Origin of the sequence: Vibrio ichthyoenteri ATCC 700023, from assembly GCF_000222605.1 — a bacterium.
Lineage (GTDB): Bacteria > Pseudomonadota > Gammaproteobacteria > Enterobacterales > Vibrionaceae > Vibrio > Vibrio ichthyoenteri.
The window spans coordinates 41997-55818 of sequence record NZ_AFWF01000320.1 but is presented as its reverse complement, the minus strand read 5'-3'; the positions used below and the strand labels follow the sequence as shown (position 1 = coordinate 55818).

Here is a 13822-nt window from a genome sequence, read left to right as displayed (position 1 = left end):
CGTTACGCTTTTTTTTTATTCTAAATATTGGTGTTACTGCTGATGCGCTGGTTATTACTTCTATGCTCGTTGTTGCTTCTGTACTATGGCAGTAAACAAGCGGTAAACACAGCCTAATCAGGTCTTAACGCTCTAACTTGTCGAGTTTGTTTGGCACGCCATTCCATTGCTCTGCATCATCCATTGCAGGCTTAACTTCAGTTTGTACCGGCCAGATTTCAGCCAGTTCTGCATTGAGCTCGATGAACACTTGTTGATCGTCGCTCAGTTCATCTTCTTGAAAGATGGCTTGCGCGGCACACTCATCGACACAAAGGCCGCAATCTATACACTCAATCGGGTTGATCACCATAAAGTTTGGCCCTTCATGGAAGGCATCTGCTGGACATACCGCGACACAGTCAGTGTATTTACATTGGATACAGTTATCCGTTACGACAAACGCCATGACAATCAACTCTTAAATTAGGTAAAAAATAAGATGGGGATAATACTCGTCCCAAATCAAAATTCAACATTATGCACGGTTAATATTAGCCAAAATGCTCTCCTCTCCCTGATTTAGTATGACAGACAAATCAATTTCTCGTAAAATGCGCGCCATTGTGAGCGAGTAGACGATCCTCAACACCTGAGAGACAGACACTGGCTAAGACACCTACAGCAACATAAGTACCGAGATATCACTATGATACGTTTAACTGAAATTAAACTGCCTCTAAACCACGAGGAAGGCGCGATCTTAGACGCCATTACTAAAAAACTTGGCATCGCAGCTGACCAAGTTCTTTCTTTTAATCTGTTTAAACGTGGCTACGATGCTCGTAAAAAAGCCAACATCCAACTGATTTACACCCTAGATGTTGAAGTGGCAAACCAAGCTGAAATGTTAGAAGCGTTCATTAGCGATCCACACGTAAAAGAAACGCCTGATATGGATTATAAATTTGTCACTCAAGCGCCAGCAAACCAAACTGAACGCCCTGTGGTTATCGGTTTTGGTCCATGTGGTCTTTTTGCTGGCCTAATCCTAGCGCAAATGGGCTTTAACCCAATCATCGTTGAACGTGGTAAAGAAGTTCGTGAACGTACCAAAGATACGTTTGGCTTCTGGCGTAAGCGCACCCTAAACACAGAATCAAACGTGCAGTTTGGTGAAGGCGGCGCTGGTACATTCTCTGATGGCAAACTTTACAGCCAAATCAAAGATCCAAACTTCTACGGCCGTAAAGTGACTACTGAATTTGTTGCAGCTGGTGCTCCTGAAGAAATCATGTACGTGAGCAAGCCACACATCGGTACGTTCAAACTGGTGACAATGATTGAAAAAATGCGTGCAACCATCATCGAGCTAGGCGGCGAAATTCGTTTTAGCACCCGTGTTGATGATATCCATATGGAAGATGGCCAAATCACTGGCGTAACACTTTCAAATGGTGAAGAAATCAAATCTCGCTATGTGGTTCTATCTGTTGGCCACTCTGCGCGTGATACGTTTGAAATGTTGAACGAGCGCGGCGTGTACATGGAAGCAAAACCATTCTCTGTTGGCTTCCGTATTGAACACAAGCAATCAATGATTGATGAAGCACGTTTTGGTAAAAATGCTGGTCACCCAATCCTTGGCGCTGCCGATTACAAATTGGTTCATCACTGTAAAAATGGCCGCACTGTTTACAGCTTCTGTATGTGTCCAGGTGGTACTGTGGTTGCGGCAACATCAGAAGAAGGCCGTGTTGTGACTAACGGTATGAGCCAATACTCTCGTGCTGAGCGTAACGCAAACAGCGCTATCGTGGTGGGTATCGACCCTGAACGTGATTACCCAGGTGATGCGCTTGCGGGTATCCGCCTGCAACGTGAACTTGAATCTGGTGCTTACGTGCTAGGTGGCGAGAACTACGATGCGCCAGCACAAAAAATCGGTGACTTCCTGAAAGGCCGCGATCCAAGTGCAATCGGTGGTGTTGAGCCATCATTCACACCGGGCATCAAGCTAACCGATATTTCAAAAGCACTGCCTGATTTTGCGATTGAAGCGATTCGTGAAGCAATCCCTGCTTTTGATAAGAAAATCAAAGGTTTTGCATCTGAAGATGGCCTACTGACCGGTGTTGAAACTCGTACGTCTTCTCCAGTGTGCATCAAACGTGGTAAAGACTACCAGAGTGTTAACCTAAAAGGCTTCTACCCAGCGGGTGAAGGCGCAGGTTATGCTGGCGGCATCCTTTCTGCTGGTATTGATGGCATCAAAGTCGCAGAAGCAGTGGCACTAGCGATGGTTGCTGACGCAACTAGCAACTAGCAACTAGCAACTGGGCATTAGCCACAGAGAAATGACATTGAGCCAGTCAGCGATAGTTGACTGGCTTTTTTATTGATTCCGTTTCGTGCTTTAGCGTGTAAAATCACGTTTAATCAATTATTTAATCGTTCACCCATCAATGTATCGGTGAATGACACTTCTTCACTGGAAGCTTGCCATGACTGATATCGCTGGTTTTATTTTGGGTGACAAACCCGATAGCTTAGGTCGACATATCGACCAATTCTTTGCCTACAACCATTTTTGGTTAGAGCACGACCATAAATACATTCAGGTGCTATTTCCGATCGATCAAGGCACCAAGTTCAACCGTCACGCACCATTAGTGACCGATGATGTCCGCGCACAATTTGCCAATGATCCACAGCTACCCATCGCGCATTTGCGAGCCCTGGATTTAATGCTTGAATTCTGGGGGCTTACCCGTGATGGCGAGACGATTAGCTCTCCCTACCCTCTCAGTGCCACGCACCATGTCTGGCTAAAGAATCAAGATCATAATCAACTGAGAATCACCCGCGCAATACGTAGCCTTGCTCTGTTAGGTAACAAAACCATTGCAGAAAATTTAGCCCATTTTGTGATTAGCCAGTCACAGGAGAACGCCTCTGTTTCTGAATTAACACATCAATATTGGTTGCAAGCGCTGGACGTATAACGGAGGCTCTACACGGTTATTACTCAATAAAATAATCTCGTTTGCCAATGTTAAACCGCTAAAGTCATGCTATTCTACGCCACCGAATTTAACCGCTAAAACGCCAGTTCGGCCGCTATGACCTTATTCATCTATCACAACTAATGCCATGAATCGCCTAAAAAACTTCCTTAATCTGTTAAAAACCTCTCCGGACGACACAAGATTAGAGCAACTAAACGCACAGATTGAATCTCAGCCCAACTTGGCAAGCGCTTATTATCAACGAGGAATTTTACTGGCTGGAGAGTACATGCTGCCGGTGATGCACCATAGCCGCAACGAACAAAATGATGTTCCCCAAGCCATCGCCGATTTTAACCACGCAATCGAACTTGACCCGAACTTAGTGGATGCTTACTACCAGTTGGCGAACCTGTATTTTGCGCTGGATATTGATGATCACACCGCGCAGGAGCTGCTTGAGGCTGCGCTAAACCTTGCGCCGAATAATATTGATTGCTTGCTGTTATACGCCGATCTTATTTGCTGTGAAGGCGTCAATGCCTACGCGATTGAAATCTTAGATCGAGTGATCGGTGAAGACCCAAGTGCTAAGCATTTTTTCTACAAAGCAAGAACCTTAATGGATAACGGTGAAATTGCGTGGAATGGCGATAACTTTGCTCAAGGTGGTAGCCTATTCCAAGCCGCTATCGAGATATTCCAACAAGTGATGATCATGGAAGATAGCGAACAATATCAACCTGAAGCTCATGAATATATTAATCACTGCCAACAGGTACTCGCAAACCACGTTTACCACTAATGCTCTCAGCTTAATGGTATCAAAGGGAAACACCCTAGCGCTTGAGCTACCGAGGCTTAATTAATTGTCACGTAACCAAGCATCTCTTGTCGACTTAGGTATATAATGTCGCCCGCTATTTAAGATGAGCTCAAATTTTAAATCGCAGCATCATTGCAACAACATTAAGCATGACCAATAAAATTAGAAGGTAACTATGGCCGTTTTAGACATTCTCACCGCTCCAGATCCAAGACTTAAAATCCCAGCAACGAAAGTGAGCGACATTGAATCAGTTCAGACTCTGATTGATGATATGTTGGACACCCTTTATGCAACGGATAACGGTATTGGCTTGGCGGCAACTCAAGTGGGTAGCAAAGAGGCCATCATCATTATCGATCTTTCTGATGAACGCAATGACCCTCTAATTTTGATCAACCCTGAGATTGTCAGTGGTTCTGATAAAGCCATGGGCCAAGAAGGTTGCCTGTCAGTCCCTGAATATTATGCTGATGTTGAACGCTACACGTCTGTGGTTGTTAGCGCACTCGATCGCCAAGGTAACCCTGTCACTATCGAAAATGATGAATTTTTAGCGATTGCTCTGCAACATGAAATTGATCACCTCGCTGGTAACCTTTTCATCGACTACCTTTCACCATTAAAGCGTAATATGGCGCTGAAGAAAGTGAAAAAGCACTTAAAGCAAACTGCATAATCAAAACATTGATCGATAGCGACGGCTAGCCTTTAACGTTACGTCGCTATTATTTCCCTCTCGCTTAGTTTCCATCCTCATATCAACAATGCTGTTGAAAATCATGACGCTAGCCAAAGTTCTTCAACCTAACTTATTGTATGGTAGCGGCCTAATATTCGGCATATTCCTCGGTTGTCGTTACCATTTTTACGATGTTGGCTGCTCAAATTGAATCCCTCATCGCTTTAGCTCAGTACTTCATCATATGTTAAGTAAACTGCATTTTTACTTTGAACAACGCAAAGTTCTTTACGCTGGTAAAGAAGAGATCACGCCAGCACTCGGGCAGAAGCTTTTTGCCAAGCTAAATACTGGCTACTATAGCGCAGATGAAGAAGCCCTGATCATGCGTCTGCTGATCAAAAAATCTTATCTCAATAAGCGTCATGGCCAATACGAATTCAGCAAAAAAGTGCCGGTTTATGTTGCCAATGAAATACCGCGACAAATGCGCAATTTATGGGCCGGAATGGCGACACTGCTCATCACCTACGCCAGCTATGGGCTGATTAATGGTGAAATTTACATTCCCGGCAAGCGCACTGAAGGCATCACTTTTGCAGGCGAGCCCGTCTTGGCTGTATTCGCCGCCTGCTTTTGTTTAGCGCTGGCGCTACTGGTGACTGTTGTTGATCATTACGACAAACGGGACAACGAATACCTATATGACATCGCAGAGAAAGTCTTGTGGGCACTGAGCTGTCTCTTTTTTACTTGGGCTTGTCTTTGGGATTGGTCACAGCGCTCGAGCCTACTGAGCTAAAACGTGCACCATTAACTGTGGAAGGATAGCTGACAATGAAATGCGTGATACCTTTAGCTCGCAACCTAATACTCTCGGCCTGCTTATTAAGCAGTACCACTTGGGCTCAAACTGAATACAATTTAGCACCCGTTATATGGTATGAGAAAAATGGCCAACCGGTGTCACAAGAACAATTGGAGAGAATTACAGCGGAGTGCCAACTTAATCAAGCTGCTGATGAGATTGCCAATGCTACCAGCGAAACGTTCGAAGCAGCCTATAATTCGTTCTTGCAAGCGGCCGAATGCTTTAAGCAATATAATTTCATCAGTAGACCGCTCGCTCAGCAAATCACGGTAGAGTAACCACTGGCGAGGGCGGCCTAAAACCGTTGTTACTCTTTCGCTTGCATGTGCAAACTTATCGTCGTGCCTTCTCCGGCATCTTCGAGTTTAATCTCCCCTTGTTGCGCTTGTGCACAAAGTTTTGCTGAGTAAGCACCAATTCCCGAACCTCCCGACTTACCCGATGTGGTAAATTTGTCGAAAAATTGCGGACGAATCTCTTCCGGTACTTCGCCGTCATTGTGTATCGTCATCAAGATCTGTTGCTCAATCGGGCTGGCTTGAATCGTAATCGCTGATTCCTTAGGGGCTGCCTCGATCGCGTTTGAAAACAGATTACAAAGCATGGTGTAGCTAAGCAGTTCATCGCCTAAATAACGCAATGCAGGGTCCACATCAACGCTAAAGCGCAATTGCTTTTGCTCTGCTTTCGCTTGATAGTTCTCCACGACTTGTTGTATCGCACTTTGTGCCGTGACGGATGTTAGCGGTTTTGAGTATTCCCCTCGCTCCAGTTGTTTCAGCAAACGGTAGTTATCGATCATTTGTGCCAGCATCGCGGTGTTGTCTTTCACGACTTGTACATCGTTATCATCGCTTTTTAACTGGCTCAATGTGGTTTGGATCGCCGTCAATGGATTGCGTAGATCGTGGAAAAAGGTTTGATCCGCTTGGTCTTGATCTCGAGAGGATTCGATTAACTGGTCGACTTGCTTAATCAGCTTTTCACGTTGAATCACGGCATTGATATGCGTTTCCACTCGCGCAAGCACAATCTCGGGGATCACCGGCTTCATGATGTAGTCGAGAGCGCCAAGCTTCAATCCCTTTACCACATCGTCGGTTTGCGATAGTGCCGATACAAAGATAATCGGGATAAACTCTGTTACGGGATCAGATTTAAGCGCTTTACACACCTCTAACCCATCCATTTCAGGCATCATAATATCGAGTAGAATCAGATCCGGTTTATCTGCTTTTGCACAAATATCAATTGCTTGCGCGCCACTTCGGCAGGCTTTTATTTTATAAATGGGTTTTAACAACTCGCCAAGCACTTGTAAGTTCGAAGGCTCATCGTCCACCACCAAAATGGTCCGTTTCACCTCCGCATCCAGCTGTATTTCACTATCATTAGAGCGGCGCGATGCATGACTGCGGATAGGCGAAACAAATGCTTTGTGCACCCTTTCGCTTAACGTCACTTTAGAAAAAGGCTTAACAAGATATTCGGAAACGCCCGCTTCAATGGCTTGAACTACGTCACTTTGATTAAGATTACCGGTGAGCATAATAAAGGGGGTTTTCTGATGATGTTTAGATTCACGTACTTTTTTTAGTAGCTCTAATCCATCCATCTTGGGCATTTTCCAATCCGATACGATAATATCGACTGAATTACGCTCTAAGCTCTGCCACGCCTCGCGACCATCTCTCGCTTGGTAAATGGTTTTAAATCCAAGTTGTTCAAACGCATTACACAAGGTTCGTGTAATCGCTTCAAAATCATCAACGATAAGAACTGACATCCCCTTATAAGGAGAGTCATAAGCTATACGCTTAAAAGAATCCATACTAAGCGCCTCCATGCAGCAAAGTAATATTGGTAGACGTATCTTTATAGGTTTCAGCAATATCACGGAAGCATTCCGCGTGTTCGATAAAAGCATCAACCAACAAAGGTTCAAAGTGTGAACCTTTGTTTTCTAGAATAATTTGTAGGGCTTTTTCATGGCTAAATGCGGGTTTATAAACCCGTTCCGAGATCAATGCATCATACACATCCGCAAGCGCCATGATGCGAGCAGACAAAGGGATATCCTCACCCACTAAGCCTTCAGGATAACCACTTCCATCCCATTTTTCATGATGAGAATAAGTAATCTCTTTGGCAAAAACGAGAAAGTTGTCAGCAAAACCTAACGAGCCTTCTGCCGCTTCAACGGCATCACGGCCATAGGCAGCATGACGTTTCATCTCTTCAAACTCTTGTTCGGTCAGCTTGCCTGGCTTAAGTAAAATACTATCAACAACCCCAACTTTGCCGATATCATGCAGCGGCGCAGATTTGGCCATCGCCGCGATAATCTCTGGCTTTAAGTAGTCACGATATTTGTCATAGTTTGCTAATTTCTGCGCTAGCACTTCCACATATTTTTGTGTGCGACGAATATGATTTCCCGTTTCTGGATCGCGTGATTCTGCCAGAGCCCCCATCGCGACCAACACCACATTTTGCAGATCATCAAGTTGGCGTGTCCGTTGCGCCACCTTCTGCTCTAATATTTCATTTTGTCTTGCTAACTGATCTCGGGCCGATTTGAGCAACAAATGATTTTTCACTCTTTCCTTTAAGATCGGCGGACTGAGTGGCTTGGTAATGTAATCAACGGCCCCCAAAGACAACCCTTCTTTTTCATCTTCTTCTTGCGATTTTGCAGTGAGAAAAATCACCGGTATATCGGCTGTCTCTGGCGACGCTTTGAGCTGGCGGCACATTTCGTAACCATCCACATCAGGCATCATGACATCAAGCAAAATAAGGTCTGGTTTGCGCTTGTCGATAATTTTCATTGCCATTGAGGCGCTAAGCGCCGCTTGTACTAAGTATTCTTCAGCCAACACACCTTTGACGACCTCAATATTAATTGGCGTGTCATCCACGGCCAATATGATCGCTCTATTGTTTGTATCCATACTCGCATCTCTCTTTTCTATGCGTTCATTTCTCGCTCAATACACTCGTCGCTTAGCTCATTTCCTGCTTAAGCTGCTCAATCATTTGCGCCCCGGTATCAAAATCATAACTGCTTAGTGGTTCACGCAGTTGCTGAAGCCGCTCTTTGAGCCAATCTTCTATATTGGCCTCAAGCGCCTCATCCAGATAGTCGATCACCGTAGAATCAAACAGATCGATCTTCTGCTCCATGGTTTGCAACCACTCACTAAGATTCGCTTCAACCGGCTGCGTCGCTGAAACCGCGCCACCAGCGAGTTCAATACTTGCTATCAACTCGGCAAGTAAAGGCAAAGCCGCGTCGAAATCGTAGTTAGCAATCGCCGTTGATATTTGATTGGCTAGCCCTTTATCTAGCGCGCCGCCCATGCTTTCAAGGATTTCATCAAAGGTATCCACAGCTGCGCTGTCAAAGTCATCCAACTGCTGCTGCAATTGATAAGAGAGCGTTCTAAAACGATCTTTATCGATCACACTTCCTGCAGAGCCAGCACTGTCGTTTGAGTCACTCGCCGCTAAGGCTTGCTCTATCGAGAGGATCATTTTCTCCACCAGCCGCGCGACCTCATCAAGCATCTGTCGCTCCTCGTCGCCAAGCTCGCAGCGCGATTGTTCTTTTTGCTTCGCCAGCGCATGCTCTAAGCGCTCAGCAGGCTCGCGTAGATAATTCGCTCCGATATTACCGGCAATCCCTTTGAGCGAGTGTACTGCGATAACAGCACTATTGATTTGCTGCTGCTCTATCGCCGCTTCTACTCTTTGCGCCACATCCGCTTCACTCTGCGCTACGTTGGCTAAGGTCTTTTTATACGCTTTGATATTGCCACCCATTCGCGCTAGTGCACTTTCGGTGTCAAAACCATCAATGGTGAATGTCGTGTCAGCTTCCGGCTCCATCGTGAGCGACACCGATTTTCCAGTCGGTTCAATCCAGTCCACCAACGCTTGGAAAACTTGATTTGGATTGATGGGCTTAGGTAGATGATCATTCATACCCGCCGCGAGACATTTCTCTTTATCACCCGACATGGCATTGGCCGTCATCGCGATGATCGGCAAGTCATCAAACCGGCCAGTATTACGAATCGCCTGCGTCGCTTGATAGCCATCCATCACCGGCATTTGAATATCCATAAGCACCAAATCGAACGATTGTGCTTCAACCAAATCCACCGCTTCTTGGCCGTTATTGGCTGCTGTCACTTCCACACCAACCATATGCAGCAACTCAGTTGCAATTTCTTGGTTGATGGCATTGTCTTCCACCAGCAACACGCGCGCGCCAGCAATTCCATTGGCGATTGAGGTATCCAATTTATTGCCCGCTTTGGTTTTACTGGCTATGCCTTCTTTGGTCATCACCCTTGATACGGTATCAAGCAACGTTGAAGAGCTGACGGGTTTGGTCATCGACGCAGCAATGTCGACCTCTTGCCTTTGAGCCAACATTTCATCTTTATCGTAGGCCGTAACCATCACAAAATGAGGCGCAGCCGCGATCTCTCCCCTTTCTTGCAAGGCTTCAATTTGTCGACCTAACTCAATGCCATCCATTTTTGGCATTTTCCAATCGGAAAGAATGACATCAAATTTTTGTTGGTTTTGTTCTGCAGTCTGAATTTTCTCTAATGCTTCCGCTCCAGAACAAGCGACATCGGCAGTAAAATTCAAACTATCGCAAAGGCTAAATAGAATCTCACGTGCCGCGACACTATCGTCAACGATAAGTACCGACACACCTTGCATGCTTTGCGGTGGTAACACCTGTTGCTGTGGATACTCGCTAGAGATGCCAAATTGAGCGGTAAAGAAGAAGGTACTGCCTTGACCACTTTCACTTTCTACCCAAATCGAGCCATTCATCATTTCTGACAGTGTTTTACTGATAGTAAGCCCCAATCCAGTACCACCATATTTTCGGGTGGTCGAGGCATCCGCCTGGCTAAACGACTGGAACAAGCGCGCCATTTGTTCTTGAGTCATACCAATTCCGGTATCGCTGACCGAAAAACGCGCTTCAACGATGTCATCACCAAGCTCGATTAACTCCGCTTTGACAATGATTTCACCCCGGTCGGTAAATTTAATCGCGTTGTTGGCAAGGTTAAGCAATATTTGCCCTAAACGGAGAGGGTCACCGATTAGATGCGTTGGCAGTTGCGGGTCAAGATCAACCAACAGCTCAAGATCTTTCTCTTGTGTACGTTGTGAGACCACTTGAACCAAGTTGTCGATGGTGCTTTCGAGATCGAACTCGGTCTGCTCTAAATCCAGCTTACCCGCTTCAATTTTGGAAAAATCAAGGATGTCATTAATGATGCCTAACAGCGATTCCGCCGATGTTTGGATCTTATTGACATAATCCGCTTGCTTCTTATTAAGCTGAGTTTGCATCGCGAGATAGCTCATACCAATAATGGCATTCATTGGCGTCCGGATTTCATGGCTCATATTGGCCAGAAAATCGCTCTTCGCTTGCGTAGCTTCCTCCGCTTTTTGCTTGGCGAGCATCAGTTCTCGTTCTGCCTCTTTACGTTCTGTGGCATCACGTACAATCCCAGTAAATAATTGTTCACCCGCAAGCGTGGCTTCGCTAATGGCAATTTCGAGATCGATTTGCTCTCCATTTTTTCGATAACCGGTAAACTCCATCACCAGGTTACTGTCGGCATCCTCTTCGCTTAAGTGCTCAAGATAAACTTGATGGTATGGTTGCGACATTAAGGTTTCAATTTGCGTTGCCTCTATCAACACTTCTTTCGCTTGATAACCAAAAATGGTTTCGGCTGCTGGACTAAATTCGACTAATGTACCGTGGCTGTTCACCACAATAATGCCATCAGACGCATTGTCTATAATGGTACGGGTACGCTCAGCATTAATTTTCAGCTCGGAAGTTCGTTCGGCAACTTGTGTTTCAAGTTCCGCTTGAGAGCGTGCCAATGCGCGAGTCGCTCGCGTACCTAGGCGCAGAGTAAACAAACTCGTACCCATCATCAAAATCAAGGCAACAGCCAATATTGACCACACGGTCATCTTAAAGGTACGCAGCAATGCAAACGCTTCGCCACTGTCCATTTCCGCAGCAATCCCTAAGTTGAGCGTTTCATCCCATACCCAACTTCCGACAACTGAGACACCGCGATAATCACTATAACCACTGAGATTACGCCCCGACTGCCGCTCACTAATTTTGTTCGCCATGTAAGTCAACGGCCAACGGGCATCAGGCTCTACTTGACGCTGTGATATATCGAAACCCGGATTGGCTATACGCAAATTAAGTGATGAACGCTGATCCGCTCCTAATAAACCAATTTGTTTCAGTTGTTCTTCAAAGCGTACATTGGATAGCAGTAACCCGGAGCGATCTAGCGCGTACGTTTCACCCGTTTGACCAATAAACCCAGCGGACAATACTGAGGAGAAGACGCCTTCAAAATCGATACGTTTGGTCAATACGGCAATGACCTCACCCGATGAATCGACAATCGGCACAGCAAAAAACATGGTTGGTGGATTACGCTCGTTGTTTCCCGCATTAAGCGTGACATCAGATTTAATTGGCGGAACAAAAACGCCCTTGCCATCCATCACTTGCTGCATCAAATCAGGACGCTTGAGCTGGATAAGATTGGTCGTGCCAATATTAGTATCACGACGGGAGGAAAGGCTGATCATGTCAGGCGAGATGATAAAGAAACCGAACGAGCCTGATATTCCCGTTCGCCCTTCGATAAATTGCCTGATTTGCTGTTGCAGCGGTGAATTTTTCAATGCTTGTGGTGTCGGAGACACCTTGAGTAACTCTTCTGTCATCGCGACGAGTTGCGGATTGTGTCCAAGTTGACTCAGGCTTTCTAGCTCTATCCCAACCCAACCAACAATACGTTTATGGGCAGAAGCCAGCAATGTTGAGAGACTATCGTTAATAATTTCTATACTTTGTCGTTCTGCATAGCGAGTGACATTCAATGCCGTGGCGATCAAGGCGACACACAAACCAATTTGAACCACGATAATAGATCGTTTAAAACCGGTGCTACTGAATTTTTGTGCTAACTCTTTATCACTGGCCTTAAATACCCTTGAAATCATCACCATGAGCAATAACAGTAATACGACAACGGCAACGATAACGTACTGTAAGGATTTGTTGATATTGAAGGAACTGGTATCGCTAAACGCAGATAACTGCTGTTGCTGATTCCAATCATTCTTGGTCAACATCAGATCGCGTAGTTGTAATGCATCTAAGCCTTTTTGCAGCACGGAGCCCAACAGTGGTGTCTGATTGTTGGACCATAAATGCAATGACGAAGGCGTGACCACATCTTCATTGATGGAATGCAGTCCGGAAACTTGGTTCTGTACTAACCAATTTTGAATCACTGTTTCAGCGTCCAAAACTGCATCCGCGCGACCATCTAACACCGCACGGATCGCCTCATCAATACCCGAGGTTTGCAACACTTGGATCTTAGGATAGAGATTTTTAACTTTATCAATCGTGGTATAGCCCGCCGAGATGGCAACCGTTGCATTAGCTAAATCAGACGCAACGCGAAACTGCTCATCTTGATCCTTAACGAAAAAGAGCTCGCGAACCAAAAAATAGGGGGTTGTAAATTGGCCATATTGCAAACGTTGATCATTTTTATAAGCATGTGGCAGCAGGTCAATGTCACCTTGTTTGAATTGCGCTAATAACTCGCTCCACTCCCCCTCTACAAGTTCAATTTTTAGACCCGTTTTCTCCACAATCTGATTAACGATTTCCCCAGAGAGTCCCGCTAGGTTTCCGTTGTCATCTTGGTAAAGCATTGGTGGCCAGGATTCCACCCCAACTCGAACCACACTATCATTGACCCATTGGCGCTCGTTATCACTTAAAGAGACTTTGCTTGCCGCCCTAGTGTCAGCCGCTCGCTGTTCAATCCGCTCAGCAAGTTTGACTAGCGACTCCATGTATTGATTTTTATAACGGTGATATTGCTCCTGATTGATCAAATCCATCGCCTCGCGGCGTTGATCCAGCTTGACTAGATCGATCGCCTGCATGTCGAGTACCGCCAACTCAAAATGAGCGCTTTCCATACGCTCAACCAACATCAGATCAGGGGGGGATTGACTTGCCAATAGGGCATTAATCAATTCGTTTAAACGTGGTTCGTTATCTAAATAGCGATCGAGCCATTTTTCATCACCAGAAAAAGCGTAACTCAACACCGATGACGTCAACACTTCATCGAGATATTTGAGTTCCACAGCAATGTTTTTGGCTTGAGCTTCGGTTAATTGCCCCTGCAAAGAGGGAGGAAAGCCATCTAAATTTGCGGCAGCAAAAAATGAAAAGGTGGTGAGAAAAGAGAGTAAAGCAATGGCACACAATTGACTTATAGATTTGGGCAACAATTGCCTCACCAAACATAACCTAAACTTTATCATTTGCATGTCCTTGC

Annotated in this window: 10 protein-coding genes; 6 read left to right on the top strand and 4 right to left on the bottom strand. The window is 45.5% G+C overall.

Translation table 11 applies throughout. The annotated features are described in order from the left end of the window. Window positions 1-124: 124 nt before the first annotated feature. Window positions 125-448: a ferredoxin FdxA gene (gene fdxA, locus RH85_RS21730; protein ID WP_006714874.1), complete on the bottom strand. Its 324-nt coding sequence runs from the start codon at window positions 446-448 to the stop codon at window positions 125-127. A 240-nt stretch (window positions 449-688) separates the two neighbouring features. Between fdxA and RH85_RS21725 the strand changes: the two genes are divergently transcribed. The 6 genes from RH85_RS21725 to RH85_RS21700 all read left to right on the top strand — a co-directional run bounded on the left by RH85_RS21725 (window position 689) and on the right by RH85_RS21700 (window position 5644). Next, window positions 689-2305 (top strand): NAD(P)/FAD-dependent oxidoreductase, encoded by a 1617-nt coding sequence (locus RH85_RS21725; protein ID WP_006714873.1) that lies wholly within the window; start codon window positions 689-691, stop codon window positions 2303-2305. A 178-nt stretch (window positions 2306-2483) separates the two neighbouring features. After that, window positions 2484-2984, top strand: a complete 501-nt coding sequence (locus RH85_RS21720) for an opioid growth factor receptor-related protein (RefSeq protein ID WP_006714872.1) — start codon at window positions 2484-2486, stop codon at window positions 2982-2984. A gap of 148 nt (window positions 2985-3132) precedes the next feature. Beyond that, window positions 3133-3792 (top strand): tetratricopeptide repeat protein, encoded by a 660-nt coding sequence (locus tag RH85_RS21715; RefSeq protein ID WP_006714871.1) that lies wholly within the window; start codon window positions 3133-3135, stop codon window positions 3790-3792. A 196-nt stretch (window positions 3793-3988) separates the two neighbouring features. Then, window positions 3989-4492, top strand: coding sequence for a peptide deformylase (def, locus tag RH85_RS21710; protein WP_006714870.1), 504 nt, complete (start codon window positions 3989-3991; stop codon window positions 4490-4492). Window positions 4493-4739: 247 nt separating this feature from the next. Beyond that, window positions 4740-5297, top strand: coding sequence for a hypothetical protein (locus RH85_RS21705; protein ID WP_006714869.1), 558 nt, complete (start codon window positions 4740-4742; stop codon window positions 5295-5297). Window positions 5298-5332: 35 nt separating this feature from the next. Then, window positions 5333-5644: a hypothetical protein gene (locus tag RH85_RS21700; RefSeq protein WP_006714868.1), complete on the top strand. Its 312-nt coding sequence runs from the start codon at window positions 5333-5335 to the stop codon at window positions 5642-5644. A gap of 29 nt (window positions 5645-5673) precedes the next feature. Here the strand turns inward: RH85_RS21700 and RH85_RS21695 are convergent, their stop codons facing one another. Genes RH85_RS21695 through RH85_RS21685 form a run of 3 tightly spaced genes read right to left on the bottom strand, consistent with a single transcriptional unit; the run spans window position 5674 to window position 13772 of the window. Continuing rightward, window positions 5674-7197 (bottom strand): hybrid sensor histidine kinase/response regulator, encoded by a 1524-nt coding sequence (locus RH85_RS21695; protein WP_006714867.1) that lies wholly within the window; start codon window positions 7195-7197, stop codon window positions 5674-5676. Between the two features lies 1 nt (window position 7198). Next, window positions 7199-8320, bottom strand: a complete 1122-nt coding sequence (locus RH85_RS21690) for a response regulator (RefSeq protein ID WP_006714866.1) — start codon at window positions 8318-8320, stop codon at window positions 7199-7201. 52 nt (window positions 8321-8372) lie between these two features. Continuing rightward, window positions 8373-13772: a response regulator gene (locus tag RH85_RS21685; RefSeq protein ID WP_241210443.1), complete on the bottom strand. Its 5400-nt coding sequence runs from the start codon at window positions 13770-13772 to the stop codon at window positions 8373-8375. Window positions 13773-13822: the final 50 nt, after the last annotated feature.

Bases quoted from the DNA above. Each gene is read 5' to 3' on its own strand.
- fdxA (WP_006714874.1), bottom strand. From the start codon at position 448: ATGGCGTTTGTCGTAACGGATAACTGTATCCAATGTAAATACACTGAC.
- RH85_RS21725 (WP_006714873.1), top strand. From the start codon at position 689: ATGATACGTTTAACTGAAATTAAACTGCCTCTAAACCACGAGGAAGGC.
- RH85_RS21720 (WP_006714872.1), top strand. From the start codon at position 2,484: ATGACTGATATCGCTGGTTTTATTTTGGGTGACAAACCCGATAGCTTA.
- RH85_RS21715 (WP_006714871.1), top strand. From the start codon at position 3,133: ATGAATCGCCTAAAAAACTTCCTTAATCTGTTAAAAACCTCTCCGGAC.
- def (WP_006714870.1), top strand. From the start codon at position 3,989: ATGGCCGTTTTAGACATTCTCACCGCTCCAGATCCAAGACTTAAAATC.
- RH85_RS21705 (WP_006714869.1), top strand. From the start codon at position 4,740: ATGTTAAGTAAACTGCATTTTTACTTTGAACAACGCAAAGTTCTTTAC.
- RH85_RS21700 (WP_006714868.1), top strand. From the start codon at position 5,333: ATGAAATGCGTGATACCTTTAGCTCGCAACCTAATACTCTCGGCCTGC.
- RH85_RS21695 (WP_006714867.1), bottom strand. From the start codon at position 7,197: ATGGATTCTTTTAAGCGTATAGCTTATGACTCTCCTTATAAGGGGATG.
- RH85_RS21690 (WP_006714866.1), bottom strand. From the start codon at position 8,320: ATGGATACAAACAATAGAGCGATCATATTGGCCGTGGATGACACGCCA.